Below are 20,521 nucleotides of genomic sequence, written 5' to 3'. Positions count from 1 at the left end.
GGCATTCTCCTCAGTTCGCCAGACTACCAATAGCCATATATTTGACTTCGAGGAACTCTTCGATGCCGTATTTCAAAACTTCCCGACCGATGCCGGACTGCTTCACGTCACCGAAAAGAGCGGCCACCGTTGAAATGAGTCCCTCATCGATACCGACAATGCTGAATTCGAGAGCCACGGCAACCCGGAAGATGCAGCCGGCGCGGATCAGACAGCCGGGATATTCTCGCCACCGGGGGCGAAATTCGATCCTCGCAGCGCCTCGCAAACGGCGCGTGTCACATCCGCCGTGGTGGCCCTGCCACCAAGGTCCGGAGTGAGAATGCCGGCGGCACAGACCTGTTCCACTGCCGAGATCAGTATCTTTGCCGCAACCGTTTCACCGAGATGTTCCAGCATCAGCGATGCCGTCCAGAAACTTCCGACCGGGTTGGCGATGCCCTTGCCGGTGATATCAAAAGCCGAACCGTGGATCGGCTCGAACATCGATGGGAAGCGACGCTCGGGATCGATATTGCCGGTCGGTGCGATACCAAGCGAGCCGGCAAGTGCGGCTGCAAGATCAGATAAGATGTCGGCATGCAGGTTGGTTGCAACGACGGTGTCGATGCTCTTTGGTTTTGCGACCATGCGGAAGGTCATGGCATCGACCAGTTCCTTATCCCAGGTCACATCGGGGAAGTCCTTGGCCACTTCAGCGGCGATCTCATCCCACAGCACCAGACCGTGGCGCTGGGCGTTTGACTTGGTGACGACGGTCAGAAGCTTGCGTGGACGCTTCCGCGCCTCGCCGAAGGCAAAACGCATGATGCGCTCGACGCCGCTGCGCGTGAAGATCGAGGTCTCGGTCGCCACTTCCTCCGGGAGGCCGACATGGGCACGGCCGCCATGGCCGGAATATTCACCCTCGGAATTTTCGCGCACGATCAGCCAGTCGAGATCGCCTTCCTCCACGCCCCTCAGCGGGCTTTTCACGCCCGGAAAGATGCGCGTCGGACGGATATTGGCATATTGGTCCAGACGCTGGCAGATCGGCAGGCGCAAGCCCCAGAGAGTGATATGATCTGGCACGTCGGGTGCGCCGACGGCGCCGAAATAAATCGCGTCAGCCTCTTTCAGCAGAGACAAAGCGTTGTCCGGCATGAACGCACCGGTCTTGCGGTAGCGTTCGCTACTCCAGTCATAGTGATCGACGTCGAGCACAAAGGTACCATTGCGGGCAGCCAGCACTTCAAGCACTTCGAGGCCGGCAGCGATGACTTCGGGGCCGATGCCGTCGCCGGGAACGGAGGCGATGCGGTAGCGTCGTAGCTGCGTATTGGTATCGGCGTTCATGCGATCCCCATTAATCGTCAAATCGGGCGGCCATTGATCCGGGTGGCAGCTTCAGCCTGTTGGCGATCCTGCTTTCATGGCTGTTGATTTCTTGCACAGACAACCAAGATTCTCGACGATATTTTTGCGAAATTTTCTACGCGCGTCTGGCGTGGGAAGACAGGGCTGAAATATGCAACAAGAGACAGCGCGGATCAAAGCGAGGGCGGGATGACGCTTCAATCAGAGCCCATGCCAGCATGTAATGGGCCTTTACATGCCCGTCAGAACGGTAAGCCAACATAGTTTTCCGCAAGCGCGGTCGAGGCGGCGCGCGAATGAGTCAGATAGTCGAGTTCTGCCTCCTGAATCTTCTGATCGAAATCGCCAGTATCGGGAAAACGATGCATCATCGTCGTCATCCACCAGGAAAAGCGCACGGCCTTCCAAGTGCGGGCGAGCGCTTTCTGCGAATATGCTTCGAGGCCAGCTCTCGAACGATCACCGTAGAATTCCCCCAGGCCCTCGAACAGGTAATGCACGTCGCTTGCAGCAAGGTTGAGCCCCTTGGCGCCGGTCGGCGGCACGATATGGGCGGCATCGCCGACAAGGAACAGGCGGCCGAAGCGCATCGGCTCGGCCACGAAGGAACGCAGCGGCGCGATTGACTTTTCGAAGGATGGTGCGGTCTTGAGAGCTTCGGCGTGATGGGCCGGCAGGCGACGGCGCAGCTCGTCCCAGAAGCGGTTATCACTCCAGTCTTCGACCTTCTCATCGAGTGAACACTGGATGTAATAGCGGCTGCGGGTCGCTGAGCGCATGGAACAGAGTGCAAAGCCGCGCGGATGATTGGCATAGATGAGCTCATGATTGACCGGAGCGACATCGGCCAGCAGACCAAGCCAGCCGAAGGGGTAGATCTTCTCGAAGGTACTGATCGCCTTTTTGGGAACCGCCTTGCGGCTTGCTCCATGGAAGCCGTCACAGCCGGCAATGAAATCGCAGTCGATACGGTAGGTAACGCCATCCCTCTCGTAACTCACGAAGGGAGAGCGGCCATCGAAATCATGCGGCGTGACATTGGCGGCCTCATAAATCGTCGCGGCGCCGCTTGCCTCGCGCCGCTCCATCAGGTCACGCGTCACCTCGGTCTGACCGTAGACCATGACGCGCTTGCCGCCAGTCAGGCCGTAGAGATCGATGCGGTGATCGCGTCCGTCGAAAGCCAGTGAAAAGCCGTCATGCGGCAGACCTTCGGCATGCAGCCGGGCAGCCGACCGGGCCTCATCCAGAAGACGCACAGTGCCCTCTTCCAGGACACCCGCGCGAACGCGGCCGAGAATGTAGTCCTTGCCGACGCGATCGAGAATGATGTTGTCGATGCCGGCTTCCGTCAGCAGCTGACCGAGCAGCAGACCCGAGGGGCCTGAACCGATGATGGCGATTTGGGTACGCAATTGTTCCTCCCCGCAATTGGCTTTTGGCAAATTGTGACCTTTAGCCCTTCGGGCAGCAATGGACTTTCGCACCGAAAAATTGCACAAAACGAACATGGGAACGGGAGGAAACCCATGACCAGACATGCGCCGACCTATGAACTCTATGGCGAGACATCGGGCAAAGAACCCGATTTCTGGCTTCACTGCGAAACAATCCCCTCGCGCAGCAGCCTGCATCATTGGGAAATCAAATTGCACCGGCACGCGAGATTCTTTCAGATATTGTACATAGATGCCGGCGCAGGCGATGCCATTTTCGGCGAGCGAAGCCACGCCATTCAGCCGCCTGCAGTCGTCACGGTTCCTCCCGGGCTCGACCATGGATTCCGTTTTTCGCGCGATATCGACGGTCTTGTCATCACTATGATGAGCGCCAATCTCGGCCACCTTCCTGGCGACCGCAGCCTACTCGGCGAGTGGCTCGCCGTCCCGCATCTCACGGCGCTGGATCCGCAAGATCCCGACGCCGCCTATCTCATCCAGAGCTTGAAGCGGCTCGGCGAAGAATATCGACACAACCGCAGCGGCCGCAGCGAGCTTCTCTCCTCCTATGTCGCGGTCGCGCTGCGGCTAACGGCCAGAATTTCCCATCAGGAGGATATCAGCCAGTTTCCCGCCGATGAAAACGAACGGCGGATGGAGCAGCTGACAGGTCTCATCCAGCAGCATTTCCGCTCACACAGACCCGCTTCGTTCTACGCCAGTGAAATCGGCGTTTCGCCGACCCATCTCAATCGCATCGTTCGCTCGATGACCGGAAAGACGGCTCACGATCTGATCGCCAGCAAACTTATCGACGAGGCCAAGCGTGAACTCGTCTTCACGCTCGCAAACGTTCAGGAGGTCAGCTATCGACTTGGCTTTGCCGACCCGGCCTATTTCTCCCGCTTTTTCCTCAAGCATGCGGGTGAGACGCCCAAGGACTGGCGCAAGCGGGAGAAGAACAGGTTGGAGCGAGCCTAGGCTGTGCGACGCGCCGGAGCGTCGGCAAGGAATTCCTCGATGAACCGCTTTTGTAGCAGGATGCCATCCCACTCATCCGCAAAGAACGGCGAATCGTAGATCAGCGTGTAGGGTCCGGCGTAACCAGCCTTTTCACACATTTCCAGGCAATGGCGGTAGTCTGCGGCATCAAGCCCGGAAGCATTGTAATCGGCCTTGGCATGGCAGATTTCGGCGCGGCGCATGATATTGGCCAGCCCTTCATATTTGGCGGGTGCCACCCAGTTTCCGAGATCGCCATTGAGGCCGATCTTGCCGTCGAGTTCGTCGAGCAGCCAGTTCGTTTCCTTCGGCGAGGGCAGAAGGGCGAACCAGTTTTCGGTGACGACACGCACGCCGCTTCCCGCCGCCTGCCCGGCCAGCCATTTCAGGTGCCGCGCGGAACGCGCCAGATTCTCCTCGTTCGGCGCCTGCTTGCCGGCGATAACGCGAATGCGCTCGGCACCGAGAGACTTGGCGATTTCGATCCAGCCGGCAATCCAGCCTATGTCGCGTTCCGCCGTCTCGGGATTGCTGGGGTCGCCGTCTTCCACAAGCAGTGTCTGGAAGAGAATATTGGAAGCCTTCAGCGCATCACGGAATTCCGAGAGGTAGGCGGCATCGAGGCTCGGCACATGGAACGAGCAGACCTCCAGCCGGCCAAGTCCGCGCTCGGCGAGCATGCCCGGCACTTCGAGCAGGCTGACGGTGCCTGGCCCATAGGGCTCCCGGCGTGCCGCGCTTTTCTGCGGATCGGGACTATAGGGATAAGTTGCACCCAGCATCCGGTGAAGCGACCATGTGGAAACCGCAAACCGGCCGTTCTGCAAAGCCTGCATCTTTCAACTCCTCCCATTTCCTCGGGACGACATTGGCAAGAATGGTGCACGGCTTCAAGTCCGCAATCACCTAGATCCGATCAGCGCGAATGATCGCTTCTGCCGCCAGAGAGACCGCGAGCAGCGCATCGTCCCGCTTAGCCGGGGCTGAGAGAAGGAAGCCGACCGGCATGTCCGCCTCTCCCTTGCCGCAAGGAATGGAAATGCCGCACCAATCCAGGAAATTGCCGAGCGCCGTATTGCGCAGCGTCTTGCCATTGGTGGCAACGAAAAGCTCGTCGTCACGCTCCAGTGCGGCAATCGGCGGCGCAACATGGGCAACCGAGGGGAAGGCGACCAGGCGATTGCCGATCAGCCGCTCGGTATCGGCGATCAGCCGGGCGCGTGCAGCAAGAATGGCGATGTAATCGGGCATGCTCGTCTTCTCGCCAAGGCGGGTACGCATGACGACGCGATGATCCATGCGCGCCGCCTCCGGCCCTGCAAGCCTTTCGCGATGGAGAGCGAAGGCTTCAGCAGTGACGAGCGCGCCATGTTTTGCCATCAGCGCAAGGATCTCGTCGAAAGCCGCGATTTCGATCGGGCTGACAAGTGCGCCGGCAGAACGCAGTCGTTCGACACCGCCTGCAAAGGCTTCGGCGACACCAGGCCCCAGACCGTCGAACACGACATTCCGCGGTATGACGATCTCGATGCCCTTCAGCGACTGCCAGCTAATGTTCGGCGCGGTCAGACCACGCATGGCGGCATCGACCCAGATCGCGTCCTGCACGGACCGGCAGAGCGGTCCGAGGGAATCGAGGCTCGTTGCCAGCGGATAGACGCCCTCCATGGCATAGCGTCCGCGTGTCGCCTTGTAGCCGACGATGCCGTTCAGGGCGGCAGGAATACGCACCGAACCGCCGGTATCCGTGCCCATCGCAACCGGTACAAGACCGGCGGCAACGGCCACGCCGGCACCGGAGGACGACCCGCCGGGAATGCGCGGCTCGTCCCTGCTGTGAGGATTTTCCGGCGTGCCGTAATGCGGATTGATGCCCAGGCCGGAGAAAGCAAATTCGCTCATGTTGGTGCGGCCAATAGCGAGCATGCCGGCATTCTTGAGCGTTGTGACGATGGCGGCGTCCTGTTTGGCGGGCGCATCGCTCGCCAGAACCACCGAGCCGGCTGTGGTAGCCATGCCCTCGATGTCGAAAAGATCTTTCCACGCGATCGGAATGCCGTCGAGCGCACCGAGCGAACGGCCCTCACGGATACGCTTCGAGGAAGCGTGAGCCTCCCGCATCGCCCGCTCGCGCAACAATGCCGTGAAGACCGCCTTATCGGCATATTGCTCAATGCCGTCGAAGATCGCCTCTGCGACATCAACTGGATCGGCCTTGCCGCTCTGGATGATGAGGGAAAGCTGAGCGATAGACATCGCACCGAAAGTAAGGGCCATGGGGAGAGTCCTGTGGATATCGCCCAGGATTTACCGCCTATCATTTCGCAGGACCAGCCCTTGCACGGCTTTTCACGATGATTGGTACGATTTTGTGAACACTGAGTTTGATTTAGCCCTCTTCAATTTACCGCAGTTAAGACACACATGCGGTGCTGCACGCGGGAAGCGGATAGGCACGCCATTAGCTCGCCTTCCCAAGCCGCATCCCGGTGCGTTGCAGGAGACTTGAAATGACACAATCTGAAACTTGGACCTCCGGTCACCAGGATATGGTGCACCAGCCGGTGAAGGAGGACGTGAGCTACGGCGAAGCTGAACGCGACTACGCCGACCACGTCAGCGCACAAAAGCTGTCGGTCCTGGAGCGGGTCGTGGTCGTAGGCGCCCTCGTACTGCTGAGCTTTGTAGGCTTCACAGCACCGTCGGCACAAACATCAGCGACCGATCCGATGACGACCTCGGCTATTGAAGAGCGGGCCCCCCCGGGTGATAGTCTGGTGCCGCACCACCAACGCTACGGCCATTGCCGTGAAACGAGCCCCTACGCGGACAAGGTCTGCTAAGAGCCAGCGATTTTCGCCGGGCATGGAATCTTTCGTCTGACGTGCATTTCAAGCAGAGGAAAGGAAAGGACCATGGCCGGTGACTTGGATTACGACCTTCACCGCTTCATCGAAGCGCAGAACGGCATATACAAGCAAGCTCTTGCGGAGTTGGAAGCGGGTCGCAAGCGCTCCCACTGGATGTGGTTCATCTTCCCCCAAATCGCCGGTCTCGGAACGTCTTCCATGGCGGAGAAATATGCCATTCGCTCCGCGGAGGAAGCCTCAGCCTATCTCGCCGATCCGATCCTCGGCAGCCGCCTCTTGCGCTGTGTGGAAGCAATCCTATCCGTCAATACCCGCAGCGCTCACGACATCATGGGCTCACCGGATGATCTGAAGCTGCGCTCGTCCATGACGCTGTTTGCCGCGGTCAGCGATCACGGCTCGCCCTTTCACAAAGTGATCGATCATTTTTACGACGGGAAATTCGACCAACGGACAATTTCCATCCTGAGTGCCGGCAAGGGCTAGCGCGAAGAACGCTCCAGCGTTGCGATCTCCTCAGAGATTTCCTCGATACGCTGTTTCAGATCATTTTGCGTACCGTCGTCCACTTCCTCTTCGCCAAAGCAATACCGTGCGTCATGCAATTCGAGCTTGGCTTCAAGCTCGGCACGTCTGGCATACAGGCGCCGGAGATAAGCATAATTCATCTCTGCCTCCAGATTGCCCCAGATCAGCAGAAAACGGCCATGCGGCCCCTAAGGTTCCAGCCCGGGGCTCCTTGGCCGCATCAATGTCAGCCGAAGGCGGAAATCGCGACGTTGCACGCTTTTTCGAAATGGCATGAACAGCCACCGTCCGTCATGGCCTGGCGGGTAACGCGCGCGCCTTCGAGCAGCAGCGTCAGCGTGTCGGCAAGAAGTTCCGGCTCGCGCGCGCCGGCAGCCACGCAAAGTGCGGCGAGACGATTGCGCTGCATCGCCTTGTGGCGCTCGATCAACTCGTGAGCCGGATGACCTTCACCCTTCAATTCGATAGCGGCATTGGCGAGATCGCAGCCTGCGGGCTCGCCGTTCAGACAGTGAGCCCGGTCCTCGACCCAGGCAAGCAGTTGACCACGCGCGTCGCCGGGATGGGCGGCTTCGAGATCGCGCCAGATCTTCTCGGCCTTTTCGGAGGCGCGGCGTAGCGTCTCGCAGACCAGTTCATCCTTGGAGCCAAAATGCCGATAAAGGGTCATCTTGTTGGTGGCGGCAGCATCCGCAATGGCATCGACGCCAATGCCGCGAATGCCGCGCTCACGGAAAAGCTCCGAAGCGGTCGAGACAATACGCTCCCGCGGGGGGATTCGATCGTCTGAAGCAGCTACGGAGATTTCATTCAATGATTCTGATTTTTTCGCGGACGAAGTCCTTGACATCGATGTGACCGATCGGTAACAAATGCATTGTTACTTACCGGTAACACCACTCTTCGCCGAAGTCAATGCCAGGAGCGCTTGGCAGCAGGAGTGGAACACGGGCGACCGCCCACGAAAGGAGGACCGTACCATGAGAAAGACCAGAGAAGACTTGACCATTTCCGAAGCCCTTCGCGACCCGCTGATCGCCATGGTGCTCCGCGCCGATGGCGTGAAGCTTGAAGACTTCAAGCAACTCCTTGAGACGGCGGCACACAAACGCGAGCCGCGTCCCTCCACGGTGAGCGAAATGATCGGGTCCTTTGCCAGCCGCGCCAATCTACCGGCGATGCCCTGCTTCGGCTGATCTGACCGCTGGCCCTACAAGGCCCGATCGGCACTGGGGATAAGCCCTGTTCCCAGACGGGCTGCCGCTGTCAACAGGCGGCAGCCCTTGCGATGCGACGAGTGCGCACATCGACATTGATTTCCTGAATATTTTCTTCCCACGATCTTGAAAGGCTCGCCGCCGGCGACGCCGTCTTCTTGACGACACCACCGGCAGTGGCTTCGGCAAGCCCGCAAAAGGGGCGTTGGCTTGCCACCGCTGACCGCAATGTCTGGCAGGAGACTTGGCCCACATCCGATCAGCCGGTATCGCTGATGGGACAAAACTCGGGCTGCGGCTCGTTGTTCCGGCACTGACATCGACGATGCACGATAAGGCACTCGCAAATAGATTTGCCGGCTGCAATCGCAGCATAATCCGGTGACAACACTCACCGCCTTTCAAGAATTATCTGCGGCAGCTACCAGAAGTTTTATATCCAAAAATTTTGCGATTTGCTTCGCAAACAACTATGCCATAGTAATGTAACAGGCACGCATAATATCAGAGGTATGTTGAATTGGACGGAAAGACATCACCCGCTATCCACTCCGAAGATGAGGGCCCGGCCGAAGAGACCGGCGCCAAGGGCGTACGCCGTGCGCGCGTCAGCGGTATCGACCGCGCGCTCCAGGTGATCGACCATCTTTACGAGACCGGATCGCCGGCTGGCGTCTATGCCATCGCCAAAGCCGTGAAGGCGCCTCTTTCGACCGTCTATGTCATCGTTGACGACCTGGTCGAAAAGAACATGCTGACGCGGCAGTCCGACGGCTCGATCTGGCTCGGCGCGCGGCTCTATCATTATGGCCTTGCCTATGCGCGATCGCTCGATTTCATGAGCGTCGCGACGCACGAAATGCATGACCTTTGTCGGCAGGCCGGTGAGACCGTTCAGGTCTGCGGCCGTGACGGCGATTTCATGCTGGTTCTCGCCATGGCCGATGGCCCCAGCCATTTCCAGGTCGCCTCTCGGGTCGGCACTCGTGTGCCGCTCAACTGGACAGCGTCTGGCCGCTTGCTGGTTGGACACCTGCAGGAAGACGAGCGTGTCGAACTCTTCAAGCGCTGCGCCCGCTCCTCGCCGACGGGACGCGCCGAAATCGATCCTGCCACTCTATCGGAATCCGCCGGAAAGGCCTTTGAATCGCGCCTGTCGATCCAGGCTGGCGAATCCGATTATGCGGTTGCCTGCATCGCCTCGCCGATCTGCGATCGTGAGGGCCAGTGTGTCGCCACCATTTCCATCGTTCTGCCGGAACAGAAGGCCTTTTCGGACGAAGGCCATTATACAGCTCAGGTGCGTAACTCGGCCGAGCGTATCGAAAAACTGATGGGCTGGCGCAGCCATTAAGCGCCAGCCTCAGTCTTACGGCAAGCGCCATCCGGACCGCCGGTGCCGCGACGTCCGCCGGTCAATGGCAGATCGCCCATCGCCGGGCCAGCATTGCGCTTTGCCCGGCGACCCGATCTGAGGCCACCTGTCTGAAACACCAGTAAATATGGTCGCTCAGCCTTCGAAGATCGAATAACCGATATCGCGCAGATGATCCGGATCGGCGATTGCATCGACCGTCGAGATCCTGTCGCCGTCGAAGCTCAGCGCCAGCACAACGCGCAACTGTCCCTGGATGAAGACAACAAGACCGATTTCGCCATCGACAAGTGCAACTTTTGCCGAGGTCGCCCGTCCCTTGAAGTTTTCGGCGACGGCCTGAGCGCCGTGAAGCGGAGCAACATCGCCGAGTTGGATCGCGGCCGCATCCGGCCGGAAGACCGCGTCCGGCGCGAGCACCGCAATCAGCCCTGCCAGATCGCCGTTGCGCGAGGCGACGAGGAAGGCTTCGGCGATGCTTCGCTTGCGCGCAAGGTCGACGTCTGGCGTTTCCGGCTGCCCCTGCACCCTGCGCCGGGCGCGGCTGGCAAGCTGCCGGGCGGCGGCTGCATTTCGCCCGATGACCGCCGCGATCTCTTCGAAGGGTAGATCGAACATGTCATGCAGCACGAAAGCGACACGTTCGGCCGGCGAAAGCGTTTGCAGAACGACGAGCAGGGCGATACCGACCGAATCGGCGAAAGCCGCCTCCCGCTCCGGATTGCTGGCGATATCGACAATCGCGCCGTGCACCGGCAGGTCGAGAGGCTCTTCGCGGCGTGTCTTGCGCGAACGCAGCATATCAAGGCAGATACGCGCCACGACCGTCGTCAGCCAGCCGGTAAGATTGTCGACGTTGCCTCTGTCCGACCTTGTCAGGCGCAGCCACGCCTCCTGCACCGCGTCCTCCGCTTCTGTGCGGGAGCCGAGCATGCGGAAGGCGACGGCCCGCAGATGCCCACGGTTCGCCTCGAATTCATCGGCAAGCCATTGTTTCTCGTCCATCGGTCCATTCCTCATCCTGTTGCGTCAAATGCCATGACGAACGGAAGCGGGACGATGTGACAGGAGCGGCATCGCATCAAGCCCCCTGAAATTTTACTGGCGACTTGACCTGCCGCATTTTTCGTTGGCTGATGGCGCGCATATCCCTCCCTATGGTGTTTCCCAATGTCCTTCCGATCTGATAATTCAAAACAATATGCCGCCTTCCTGTTCGACATGGATGGCACGATCCTGAGCTCGACGGCATCAGCAGAGCGCGTCTGGGGACGCTGGGCCGAGCGGCACGGACTGGATGTGGAAAAATTCCTGCCGATCATGCACGGATCGCGCGGTATCGACACGATCCGGCGGCTGAACCTTCCGGGCGTCGATGCAGAAGCAGAAGCTGCACAGATCACCGAAGAGGAAATCCAGGATGTCGAAGGCGTCGTCGCACTGCCGGGTGCTGCCGATTTTTTGGCGTCGCTTCCGCCAAACCGGTGGACCATTGTCACCTCTTCACCGCGTCGCCTTGCGGAGCGACGGCTCGAGGCAGCCGGGCTGCCAATGCCGCAGGCTATCGTGACGGCTGAAGACGTGACCATCGGCAAGCCCGACCCGCAATGCTATATCCTCGGCGCTGAAAAGCTCGGCTTTGCGACGCATGAATGCCTGGTCTTTGAAGATGTCGAAGCCGGCGTGAAGGCGGGATTAGCAGCCGGAGCCGACATCATGGTGATCACGGCCGCCGGGCACAAGCATTCGCTGCAGGGCTATCCCGAGATCGAACATTATGCCGACGCGACCGTTGTCATTGCTGACAGCGGCCACCTTTCGATCAAGTTCTGATTGCCTGCCTCACCTGCCGGAAAGGAATTGCCATGAAACCGGAAGTCGTCTGCCTGATGATGTCGTCGCTCGACGGCGGCCTGCACCCGAGCAAGTGGACGGAAAGCCCCGATGGCGGCCGCAAGGAATGGACAGCTCTCTATCAAACGACACATGAAGAACTGCAGGGCGACGCCTGGATCGTCGGACGCATAACCATGGCCGAAATGGCAAAGGGAGAGCCGCATCCGCCGAAATCGACAGGCTCGGTGGATCGGCCAAACCATTTTGCCGATCGCAAGGCAAACAGCTACGCGATCGCCCTCGACACATCGGGCAAGCTGCATTTTACGCGGCCCGACATCGATGGCGACCATATCGTCGTCATCCTCGGCAACAACGTGCCGGACACACATCTTGCGGAACTCGCCGCCGACGGCATCTCCTATATCGTCTCGCCGTCAGTTGAGATCGACCTGCCCGCAGCGCTCGATGCGTTGAACAAGGAACTCGGCATCCGCAAACTGCTGCTCGAAGGCGGCGCTGCGATCAACGGCACCTTCTTTGCTGCGGGGCTAATCGACGAGTTCTATCTGCTTGTCGCGCCGGCCCTGGACGGCAGCGGCGGCCAGCCTGTCGTAACCTTCGAAGGTGGACTGGCGGGCAAGACGCAGCTATCGCTGATCTCCGCCGAGACGAAGGACAACGGCGCGGTCGCCCTGCGCTATAAAGTCCACGCCTGACCGGGATAATGGATAGCCACAGATAAATAGCCACAGATAAGAAGCGCTATATTCGCGCCCATGATCACCTCTGATCCGGATATCGTTATCGTCGGCATAGGAGCCGCCGGGATCTGCTTCTCATATTTTTCTCCTGCCCCTCGTCACATTGCCTCGTTCTGATCCGTCAGGCCTATGACGAACGAAAACCGGCAACCAGCCGGCTCTGCGTCAAACGAAACAGGTCATCAGGAGATTGAACATGCAAGAGAGAATGGGAAATCCAGCCCTCGTCATCCCGGAAGCCATGCAGGCACTGAATGCCCTCGGCAAACTGCCGGCCACAGCCGGGCTCGCGCCGGGATTTCTGGAGATCATCTATCTGCGCGCCAGCCAGATCAACGGCTGCAGCGTCTGTATCGACGGTCATTGGCGCATTGCCCGCAAACACGGCGAGACCGATGAGAGGCTGTTTGCCGTCGCAGGCTGGCGTGACGCCCCTTATTACAGCGATGCCGAGCGTGCGGCATTGGCGCTGACGGAAGCGGTTACCCGCCTCAGTGACCGCGCCGATCCCGTGCCGGATGAGGTCTGGGACGAATGCACCCGTCACTACGACGGCAAGAGCCTTGCGGCCCTCGTCATCGCGATCGCCAGTATCAATGTCTGGAACCGGCTGAATGTCGCCACCCGGCAGGTTGCAGGAAAGTGGAAGCCGTGATCAACGGCTTCCGTTCATTCAGATGATGCCACCGCCGCCGGAGATGGAGGCGGGGCGCTCGGCAGCTACCTTTTTACGGTAGCCGCTGGCGCGGTAGGCGGCGATCGGATCGATGGCGCCGCCCGCGCGGCGGCGGGCTTCGGCCAGGATCGGCTCGACATCGGCGCGGTAGGCGCGCTTCAGCGTCTCCGACGCCATCAGCGCATCATTATCCTGCTGATAGCCTTCGAGCGCCTTGCGGTCGACGATCAGGGCCTGCGCATAGGCGCGGCGGATTTCGTTGGCGCTGTTGATCAAGCTTTCGATCGGGTCCGTCACATTGTGCGACTGGTCGATCATATGAGCCGGATGGAAATCGTTGACGCCGCGCTGTTCGGCATCGACGAGCTCGTTGAAGACGAGGAACAGGCGGTAGGGCTCGATCGCGCCGGCATCGAGGTCATCATCGCCATATTTCGAGTCGTTGAAATGGAAGCCGCCGAGCTTGCCGAATTGGATCAGCCGGGCGACGATCATCTCGATATTGGTGTTTGGCGCATGGTGGCCGAGGTCGACCAAGCAATAGGCCTTAGGACCGAGCGTCTGGGCGATCATATAGTTGCTGCCCCAGTCCTGTACGACCGTCGAATAGAAGGCCGGCTCGTACATCTTATGCTCGGAGAAGAGCCGCCAGTCTTCCGGCAAGGCCTTGTAGATATCCGCCATCGAGGCAAGGTAGCGCTCGAAAGCCCTGGTGAAATTGCTCTGGCCGGGAAAGTTCGAGCCGTCGCCGATCCAGACGGTCAGCGCCTTGGAGCCGATCGCCTTGCCGATCTCGATACATTCAAGATTATGCTCGATCGCCTGCTGGCGGGTCGCCGCATCTGTGTGGCTGAGCGAACCATATTTATAGGTCAGCTTCTGGCCAGGCGCGTCCGAGAAGGTGTTGGAATTCATCGCGTCGAAACCGAGGCCGAGCGCATCGCCCTTCGCCTTCAACTCCTTCACATCGGTTTTGTCCCAGGGAATATGCAGCGAAACGGTTGGCGTGGCGCGCGTCAGCTGGTTGATGACGGCGCAATCGTCGAGCTTGTCGAAAATGCCGCGCGGCTCGCCGGTGCCGGGGAAGCGGGCAAAGCGCGTACCACCGGTGCCGACACCCCAGGAGGGCACGGCAACGGTGAATTCCGAAACCTTGCGAGTGATCGCTTCGATATCAACGCCGCGGCGTGCAAGCGTTGCACCAAGCGCTTCATAGTCAGCCTTCAGCGCAGCAGCGCGCTTGTCGTTTTCCGTTGCGACCAGATCCGGCGCAATCCTGAATTCAGCCATGTCTTCCTCCCAGAGATTTTGCGGCGGGCAGTGCCGCCCGCCGCTCGCTATCAGCGCGTGAAGCTTTGAACGTTGCCGGCATCGACATTGATGATATTGCCGGTCGACTTGGCCGAAAGATCGGACGCCAGGAAGTAGACGGCTTCGGCGATGTCTTCCGGGAAGACGTTGAGCTTCAGCATCGAGCGCTTGCGGTAATGTTCCTCGAGATCATCCACCTCGATCTTCGAGGAAGCAGCGCGCTGTTCGCGCCACTCGCCGCTCCAAATCTTCGAGCCGCGCAGCACCGCATCGGGATTGACCGTATTGACGCGGATGCCGGCCTCTGCGCCTTCCAGCGCTAGGCAACGGGCAAGATGAATTTCGGCAGCCTTCGCCGTGCAATAGGCAGCCGCATTCGGCGAAGCGGCAAGACCGTTCTTCGAGGCGATGAAGACAACATTGCCGCCGAGCGCCTGACGACGGAACAGGCGGAAGGCTTCACGCGAGACGAGGAAGTAGCCGGTCGCGAGAATGTCGATGTTGCGGTTCCAGGTCGACAGCTCAGTCGTTTCGATCGGTGCCGAAGAAGCGATGCCGGCATTCGAAACGAGGATGTCGATACCGCCGAATTCGACGCAGGATTCTGCGAAGGAGGCGATGACCCCATCTTCCTTGGTGACGTCAAGCTTTAGAGTGCGGACAGCATCCACGCCGTATTTCTTCACAAACTCAGCTTCGGTCGATTCAAGGGCCGTCTGATCGATATCGGCAAGCACCACGCAGGCACCCTCGCCGACGAGGCGGGCGGCCGTTGCGCGGCCGATGCCGCCGGCGCCACCGGTGACGAAGGCAACCTTGCCGGCAAGGCTCTTCGGCTTCGGCATGCGCTGCAGCTTGGCCTCTTCGAGCAGCCAGTATTCTATATCGAAGGCCTCCTGTTCCGGCAGTCCCTGGTATTCCGAAACCGTCGAGGAGCCGCGCATCACGTTGATGGCGTTGACATAGAATTCGCTGGCAATACGGGCCGTCGCCTTGTCGCGGGCAAAGGAGAGCATGCCGACGCCCGGCACCAGGAAGATCACCGGATTGGCGTCACGCATGGCAGGCGAATTGTCATGCTTGCAGCTGTTGTAATAGCGGGCGTAATCGGCGCGGTAGTCTTCGAGCGCCTTGTCGAGCCCGGCGATGATCGCATCGACGTCGGGCTTTGCCGGATCGAGATCGACGATCAGCGGGCGGATCTTCGTGCGCAGGAAATGGTCAGGGCAACTGGTGCCGAGCGTACCGAGCGGACGCAGGTTCTTCGAGTTGACGAATTCCAGAACCGCATCCTGATCATCGAAATGGCCGAGCTTGCGCTCCTGCTTGCCGATGCGACCGCGAATTTCCGGCATCAGGCGGGCGGCGATGGCACGACGTTCGGTAACCGGCAGGCTTTCAACAACGGCGCCGCCGAAGATCGTCTTGCCTTCAGTCTCGCCGGCAAACCATTCGATCGCCTTGTTGATGATATCGAGCGTCAGCTCGTAGCAGGCCTTGGCATCGTTGTCCCAGGTAAAGAGGCCGTGGCTTTCGAGCACGACGCCCTTTGCGTCAGGGTTCGCCTTGACGAAGGCTTCGAGATCGAGGCCGAGCTGAAAGCCCGGGCGGCGCCAGGGCAGCCAGCCGATCGCGTCACCGAAGACCTGCTTGGTCAATTCCCTTGAGTTCCTGGAGGCGGCGATCGCAATGATCGCGTCCGGATGCATGTGGTCGACATGTGTAAAGGGCACGAAACCATGCAGCGGCGTGTCGATCGAGGCGGCACGGGCGTTCAGATTGAAGGTGCAGTGCGGCAGGAAGCCGACCATGCGGTCTTCGTCTTCGACGCCCTTGTAGATGCCTTTCAGCGATTCCAGCTTGTCCTGATAAAGCGTCGCGAAACCGTCGAGCTTGATCGTGCCGACATCGCCGCCCGAGCCCTTGACCCAGAGAACCTGGACCTTGCCACCGGTCAGCGGATCGGTCTCCATGACCTTGGCCGAAGTATTGCCGCCACCGTAATTGGTGATGCGCTTGTCGGCACCGAGCAGATTCGAGCGATAGAGAAGCTTGCCGGGCTCATCGAGGCCTGCCGCATAAGCATCATCCCACCGGTTCTCGAGAAGTCGAACCTTTGCCGCCATGTCATCCTCCCATATAGGCTTGTGTATAGGCCTGCGGGGCGCCGCGATCAGCACGCCCTTTCGCTCACGGTATCGCGCATCAAAATGGCGCTTGTCAATCGAAAACGATCAAATTCGATTATGTTGCATCGCAATATGAAAATTTATGATCGTTTCTGATTGACAGGCTTTAACGGATGCGAAATAAATATGACAAGAGGAGGAGCCCAATGCACGAACGCGAACGCCATCGCATTATCTTAAGCGCCGTCCAGGAGAAGTCCGTCGTTACGATTCAGGACATTTCCGAGCTGACGGACGCTTCTGAAGCGACGATCCGGCGCGACATTGCGGCTCTTCACGTGCAGGGTAAGATCCGGCGCGTTCGTGGCGGAGCGGAGGCTGTGCACCCGCCGCAGCTCGGAAATCTTGCAGGTCGCCCCTTCCGGGTATCAGAATCGGTCAATATCGATAAAAAGCGCTCAATCGCGCGTGCAGCCGTCGATCTCTGTGAGGCGGGCGATGCCATCATCATCAATGGCGGCACAACCACTTTCCAGATGGTGCATTACATGGCCGGCCATCGCATGCAGGTCATGACCAATTCCTTCGCCATCGCCGAACATCTGGTGAAGCATTCCAAGAACAGTGTGACGGTGCCGGGCGGCGCGATCTATCGCGAGCAGAGCCTGATCCTGTCCCCTTTCGATAATGATGCGATCCGCAATTTCTATGCGCGGCGCATGTTCATCGGCGCCCAGGGCGTCGGCCCGCTCGGCATCATGGAGGCGGATGCCCTCATCATCCAGAGCGAGCAGAAACTGATGCACCAGGCCGACGAACTCATCGTCATGGTCGATTCAAGCAAATTCAATCGCCGGTCGAGCCTCATTCTTTGCCCGCTCGACCGCGTATCTGTGGTCATCACCGATGACGGCATCTCGGAGGAAGCGGCCCGCATGATCGAGAATGCCGGTGTGCGGCTCGTCGTGGCAAGCGCGGTGGCCCAGGCTGTGAAGGAGGATTCCTCGTCGGTCGCATGAGGCGTCGGCGAGGTGTGGAAGTCTAAATCTTAGTGGGAGGACATGACATGAAACTTGCAAAGACACTTGCAATCGGTGTGGCTTTTGCCGTCGCCATGATGGCTGGCGCCGCAAGCGCCAAGGACATCAAAATCGGCCTCGTCGTAAAGTCGCTCGGCAACGGCTTTTTCGACGCTGCCAACAAGGGTGCCCAGGAAGCGGCCAAGGAACTCGGCGGGGTGGAAGTCATTTACACCGGCCCGACGAGCACGACGGCCGAAGGCCAGATCGAAGTGATCAACTCGCTGATTGCTCAGGGCGTCGATGCCATCGCGATCTCGGCAAACGACCCCGACGCCGTCGTTCCGGCGCTGAAGAAGGCCACCCAGCGTGGTATCAAGGTTATTTCCTGGGACTCCGGCGTTGCTCCTGAAGGCCGCATCCTGCAGCTCAACCCGTCGTCTAACGAGCTGATCGGCAAGATGTGCCTGACGCTTGCCAAGGATCATCTTGATGGCGGCAAGGGTGACTTCGCCATCCTGTCGGCAACGACGACCTCGACCAACCAGAACATCTGGATCGACCAGATGAAGAAGCAGCTCAAGGACTTCCCGGGCCTCAACCTCGTCACCACCGTCTACGGCGACGACCTTTCGGACAAGTCCTATCGTGAAGCCGAAGGCCTCTTGAAGTCCAACCCGAACGTCAAGGTCATCGTCGCTCCGACGACCGTCGGCGTCCTCGCAGCCTCCAAGGTTGTCGAAGACAAGGGTCTGGTCGGCAAGGTCTACGTCACCGGTCTCGGCCTGCCCTCTGAAATGGCTGGCGCGATCAAGTCGGGTGCCACGAAGGAATTCGCCATCTGGAACCCGATCGACCTTGGTTACTCCGCAACGCAGATCGCCTATCACCTGGCAAAGGGTGATGCCGACGGCAAGCCGGGCAGCGAAATCGAAGCCGGCCGCATGGGCAAGATCAAGATTGGCGACAACGGCGAAGCCGCAATGGCCGACCCCTTCGTCTACAATGCCTCGAACATCGACCAGTTCTCCAAGGTCTTCTGATTTCAGAGATCATGAACGGACACCCGGCGGCTTTGCCGCCGGGCTTCTCTTTCGACGGTGGTAAGCTTGCTGATGACCCCTGCCCTTCAACATCCCGTCTCGGACCCAAAACCCGATGACGCGACCGCCATTCTGGAAATGCGCGGCATCTCGCAGATCTTTCCGGGCGTGAAGGCGCTCGATAATGTCAGCATCGCGCTCTATCCCGGCAAGGTGACGGCACTGATCGGCGAAAATGGCGCCGGCAAGTCGACGCTCGTCAAGATCCTGACTGGAATCTACCGCCCCAATGAGGGCGAGATCATTGTCGACGACAAACCGGTGCACTTTGCGACGGCACAAGCCGCGATCGATGCAGGTGTGACCGCCATCCACCAGGAGACCGTGCTCTTCGATGAGCTTTCGGTTGCCGAGAATATTTTCCTCGGTCATGCGCCGCGCACGCGTTGGCGCACCATCGACTGGAGCGAAATGAACAGCCGCTCGCGCGCGCTGCTGACCTCGCTTGAAAGCAATATCGATCCGACGATCCGCCTGAAGGACCTCTCGATCGCGCAGCGCCATCTCGTGGCGATCGCCCGCGCTTTGTCGATCGAGGCCCGCATCGTCATCATGGACGAACCGACCGCCGCCCTTTCGCGCAAGGAAATCGACGATCTCTTCCGCATCGTCGAGGGCTTGAAGGCAAGCGGCAAGGCCATCCTCTTCATCAGTCACAAATTCGACGAGCTCTACGAGATCGCCGACAATTACGTCGTCTTCCGCGACGGCCGCGACGTCGGTCACGGGAAGCTGAAGGAAACGCCGCAGGACGAAATCGTCCGCATGATGGTCGGCCGCGATGTCGAAAACGCCTTCCCGAAGATCGATGTGGCAATCGGCGGCCCGGTGCTCGAAGTCGAAAAATACAGCCATCGCTCCGAATTCCGCGATATCTCGCTGACGCTGCGCAAGGGCGAAATCCTCGGCATCTACGGGCTGATCGGCGCCGGGCGCTCGGAACTGGCGCAATCGCTCTTCGGCATTACCAAGCCGCTTTCCGGCAAGCTGACGCTTGAAGGCCGCGAGATCTCGATCAATTCGCCGCATGATGCCATCCGCGCCGGTATCGTCTATGTGCCGGAAGAGCGCGGCCGCCACGGTCTGGCGCTGCCGATGCCGATCTATCAGAACATGACGCTGCCGTCGCTGACTCGCACCTCGCGCAAGGGCTTCCTGCAGGCTGCGGAAGAATTCGCGCTTGCCCGCAAATATGCCGAGCGCCTGGACCTGCGTGCTGCGGCCCTATCCGTACCTGTCGGCACGCTATCGGGCGGCAATCAGCAGAAAGTCGTCATCGGCAAGTGGCTCGCCACCAAGCCGAAGGTCATCATCCTCGACGAACCGACCAAGGGTATCGACATCGGCTCGAAGGCTGCCGTCCATGGCTTCATCAGCGAGCTTGCGGCCGAAGGTCTCTCCATCATCATGATCTCTTCCGAACTGCCCGAGATCATCGGCATGTCGGACCGCGTTCTGGTCATGAAGGAAGGCCTGTCGGCGGGGTTCTTCGAACGCGATCAGCTTTCGCCGGAAGCGCTGGTGCGCGCGGCGACCGGAAATGCATGAGGTGACGGGCATGATGAGACTGATCAGAAAACGCGAAACCCTGCTCTTTGCCATCATCGTGGTGATGATCGCCGTCTTCTCGACGCGCGCAGCCGATTTCTCGACACCGGATAATCTCGCCGGCATCTTTAACGATACGGCCATCCTCATCATCCTGGCGCTTGCCCAGATGACCGTCATCCTGACGAAATCGATCGACCTTTCGGTCGCAGCCAACCTCGCCTTTACCGGCATGGCGATCGCGATGATGAATGCCACCTTTCCCGGACTGCCGCTCATCGTTCTCATCCTTGCAGCAGTCGTGATCGGCGCAGCGCTTGGTTCGATCAACGGTTTCCTCGTCTGGCG

21 protein-coding genes and 1 pseudogene are annotated in these 20,521 nt (G+C 59.8%); 12 read left to right on the top strand and 10 right to left on the bottom strand.

Annotated features, from left to right (window positions below):
* Positions 1 to 10: 10 nt before the first annotated feature.
* From H4W29_RS21090 to pobA, 3 genes are all read right to left on the bottom strand, one after another.
* Complete coding sequence (locus tag H4W29_RS21090; RefSeq protein ID WP_192730842.1) at positions 11 to 268, bottom strand: aldehyde dehydrogenase family protein; 258 nt, start codon at positions 266 to 268, stop codon at positions 11 to 13.
* A complete protein-coding gene (locus H4W29_RS21085) occupies positions 208 to 1,335 on the bottom strand; it encodes a tartrate dehydrogenase (RefSeq protein ID WP_192730841.1) in 1,128 nt (375 codons plus the stop codon). The genes H4W29_RS21090 and H4W29_RS21085 overlap by 61 nt, the downstream gene beginning before the upstream one ends.
* 263 nt (positions 1,336 to 1,598) lie before the next feature.
* Positions 1,599 to 2,771, bottom strand: a complete 1,173-nt coding sequence (pobA, locus tag H4W29_RS21080) for a 4-hydroxybenzoate 3-monooxygenase (protein WP_192730840.1) — start codon at positions 2,769 to 2,771, stop codon at positions 1,599 to 1,601.
* A 114-nt stretch (positions 2,772 to 2,885) separates the two neighbouring features.
* Between pobA and H4W29_RS21075 the strand changes: the two genes are divergently transcribed.
* Positions 2,886 to 3,776, top strand: coding sequence for a helix-turn-helix domain-containing protein (locus tag H4W29_RS21075; RefSeq protein WP_192730839.1), 891 nt, complete (start codon positions 2,886 to 2,888; stop codon positions 3,774 to 3,776).
* Here H4W29_RS21075 and H4W29_RS21070 read toward each other — a convergent pair.
* Both H4W29_RS21070 and H4W29_RS21065 read right to left on the bottom strand, forming a co-directional pair.
* A complete protein-coding gene (locus tag H4W29_RS21070; RefSeq protein ID WP_192730838.1) occupies positions 3,773 to 4,633 on the bottom strand; it encodes a sugar phosphate isomerase/epimerase family protein in 861 nt (286 codons plus the stop codon). The genes H4W29_RS21075 and H4W29_RS21070 overlap by 4 nt on opposite strands.
* A 70-nt stretch (positions 4,634 to 4,703) precedes the next feature.
* Positions 4,704 to 6,074, bottom strand: coding sequence for an amidase (locus H4W29_RS21065; protein WP_192730837.1), 1,371 nt, complete (start codon positions 6,072 to 6,074; stop codon positions 4,704 to 4,706).
* A gap of 272 nt (positions 6,075 to 6,346) precedes the next feature.
* Here H4W29_RS21065 and H4W29_RS21060 point away from each other — a divergent pair, with 272 nt between their 5' ends.
* Positions 6,347 to 6,640, top strand: coding sequence for a hypothetical protein (locus H4W29_RS21060; RefSeq protein ID WP_192732744.1), 294 nt, complete (start codon positions 6,347 to 6,349; stop codon positions 6,638 to 6,640).
* 72 nt (positions 6,641 to 6,712) lie between these two features.
* Positions 6,713 to 7,153, top strand: coding sequence for a DUF1810 domain-containing protein (locus tag H4W29_RS21055; RefSeq protein WP_192730836.1), 441 nt, complete (start codon positions 6,713 to 6,715; stop codon positions 7,151 to 7,153).
* On the opposite strand, the gene H4W29_RS21050 is transcribed toward H4W29_RS21055, so the two are convergent.
* Positions 7,150 to 7,335, bottom strand: coding sequence for a hypothetical protein (locus tag H4W29_RS21050; protein WP_192730835.1), 186 nt, complete (start codon positions 7,333 to 7,335; stop codon positions 7,150 to 7,152). The two genes, H4W29_RS21055 and H4W29_RS21050, sit on opposite strands and share 4 nt — an antisense overlap.
* 86 nt (positions 7,336 to 7,421) lie before the next feature.
* Positions 7,422 to 8,045 carry a TetR/AcrR family transcriptional regulator gene (locus H4W29_RS21045; protein WP_192730834.1) on the bottom strand — a complete coding sequence of 208 codons (624 nt, stop codon included), beginning with the start codon at positions 8,043 to 8,045 and terminating at the stop codon, positions 7,422 to 7,424.
* Positions 8,046 to 8,175: 130 nt separating this feature from the next.
* Between H4W29_RS21045 and H4W29_RS21040 the strand changes: the two genes are divergently transcribed.
* Positions 8,176 to 8,391 carry a hypothetical protein gene (locus H4W29_RS21040; protein ID WP_007825758.1) on the top strand — a complete coding sequence of 72 codons (216 nt, stop codon included), beginning with the start codon at positions 8,176 to 8,178 and terminating at the stop codon, positions 8,389 to 8,391.
* A gap of 541 nt (positions 8,392 to 8,932) precedes the next feature.
* Complete coding sequence (locus tag H4W29_RS21035; RefSeq protein WP_192730833.1) at positions 8,933 to 9,766, top strand: IclR family transcriptional regulator; 834 nt, start codon at positions 8,933 to 8,935, stop codon at positions 9,764 to 9,766.
* Between the two features lie 156 nt (positions 9,767 to 9,922).
* Here H4W29_RS21035 and H4W29_RS21030 read toward each other — a convergent pair whose 3' ends face one another.
* Entirely contained in the window at positions 9,923 to 10,792 is an 870-nt protein-coding gene (locus tag H4W29_RS21030; RefSeq protein ID WP_192730832.1) for a sigma-70 family RNA polymerase sigma factor, read from the bottom strand.
* Positions 10,793 to 10,957: 165 nt separating this feature from the next.
* On the opposite strand from H4W29_RS21030, the gene H4W29_RS21025 reads away from it, so the two are divergent.
* From H4W29_RS21025 to H4W29_RS21015, 3 genes are all read left to right on the top strand, one after another.
* Positions 10,958 to 11,620 (top strand): HAD family hydrolase, encoded by a 663-nt coding sequence (locus H4W29_RS21025; RefSeq protein WP_192730831.1) that lies wholly within the window; start codon positions 10,958 to 10,960, stop codon positions 11,618 to 11,620.
* A gap of 32 nt (positions 11,621 to 11,652) precedes the next feature.
* A complete protein-coding gene (locus tag H4W29_RS21020) occupies positions 11,653 to 12,342 on the top strand; it encodes a RibD family protein (protein WP_192730830.1) in 690 nt (229 codons plus the stop codon).
* 241 nt (positions 12,343 to 12,583) lie between these two features.
* Entirely contained in the window at positions 12,584 to 13,042 is a 459-nt protein-coding gene (locus tag H4W29_RS21015) for a carboxymuconolactone decarboxylase family protein (protein WP_192730829.1), read from the top strand.
* 18 nt (positions 13,043 to 13,060) lie between these two features.
* Here the strand turns inward: H4W29_RS21015 and rhaI are convergent, their stop codons facing one another.
* Positions 13,061 to 14,353 (bottom strand): L-rhamnose catabolism isomerase, encoded by a 1,293-nt coding sequence (gene rhaI / locus H4W29_RS21010; protein ID WP_192730828.1) that lies wholly within the window; start codon positions 14,351 to 14,353, stop codon positions 13,061 to 13,063.
* Positions 14,354 to 14,403: 50 nt separating this feature from the next.
* On the bottom strand, positions 14,404 to 16,500 hold the full coding sequence (locus H4W29_RS21005; RefSeq protein ID WP_192730827.1) for a bifunctional rhamnulose-1-phosphate aldolase/short-chain dehydrogenase: 2,097 nt from the start codon (positions 16,498 to 16,500) through the stop codon (positions 14,404 to 14,406).
* Positions 16,501 to 16,709: 209 nt separating this feature from the next.
* Between H4W29_RS21005 and H4W29_RS21000 the strand changes: the two genes are divergently transcribed.
* From H4W29_RS21000 to H4W29_RS20985, 4 genes and pseudogenes are all read left to right on the top strand, one after another.
* Complete coding sequence (locus tag H4W29_RS21000; RefSeq protein WP_018114481.1) at positions 16,710 to 17,522, top strand: DeoR/GlpR family DNA-binding transcription regulator; 813 nt, start codon at positions 16,710 to 16,712, stop codon at positions 17,520 to 17,522.
* Between the two features lie 47 nt (positions 17,523 to 17,569).
* Positions 17,570 to 18,565 (top strand): rhamnose ABC transporter substrate-binding protein, encoded by a 996-nt coding sequence (gene rhaS, locus H4W29_RS20995; protein ID WP_007825786.1) that lies wholly within the window; start codon positions 17,570 to 17,572, stop codon positions 18,563 to 18,565.
* A gap of 72 nt (positions 18,566 to 18,637) precedes the next feature.
* On the top strand, positions 18,638 to 20,173 hold the full coding sequence (locus H4W29_RS20990) for a sugar ABC transporter ATP-binding protein (RefSeq protein WP_192730826.1): 1,536 nt from the start codon (positions 18,638 to 18,640) through the stop codon (positions 20,171 to 20,173).
* 10 nt (positions 20,174 to 20,183) lie between these two features.
* A pseudogene (locus H4W29_RS20985) lies at positions 20,184 to 20,521 on the top strand (ABC transporter permease); the annotation flags it as partial.

Source organism: Rhizobium viscosum (assembly GCF_014873945.1).
Classification (GTDB): Bacteria; Pseudomonadota; Alphaproteobacteria; order Rhizobiales; family Rhizobiaceae; genus Rhizobium; species Rhizobium viscosum.
This window is presented reverse-complemented; position numbering and strand designations above follow the sequence as displayed.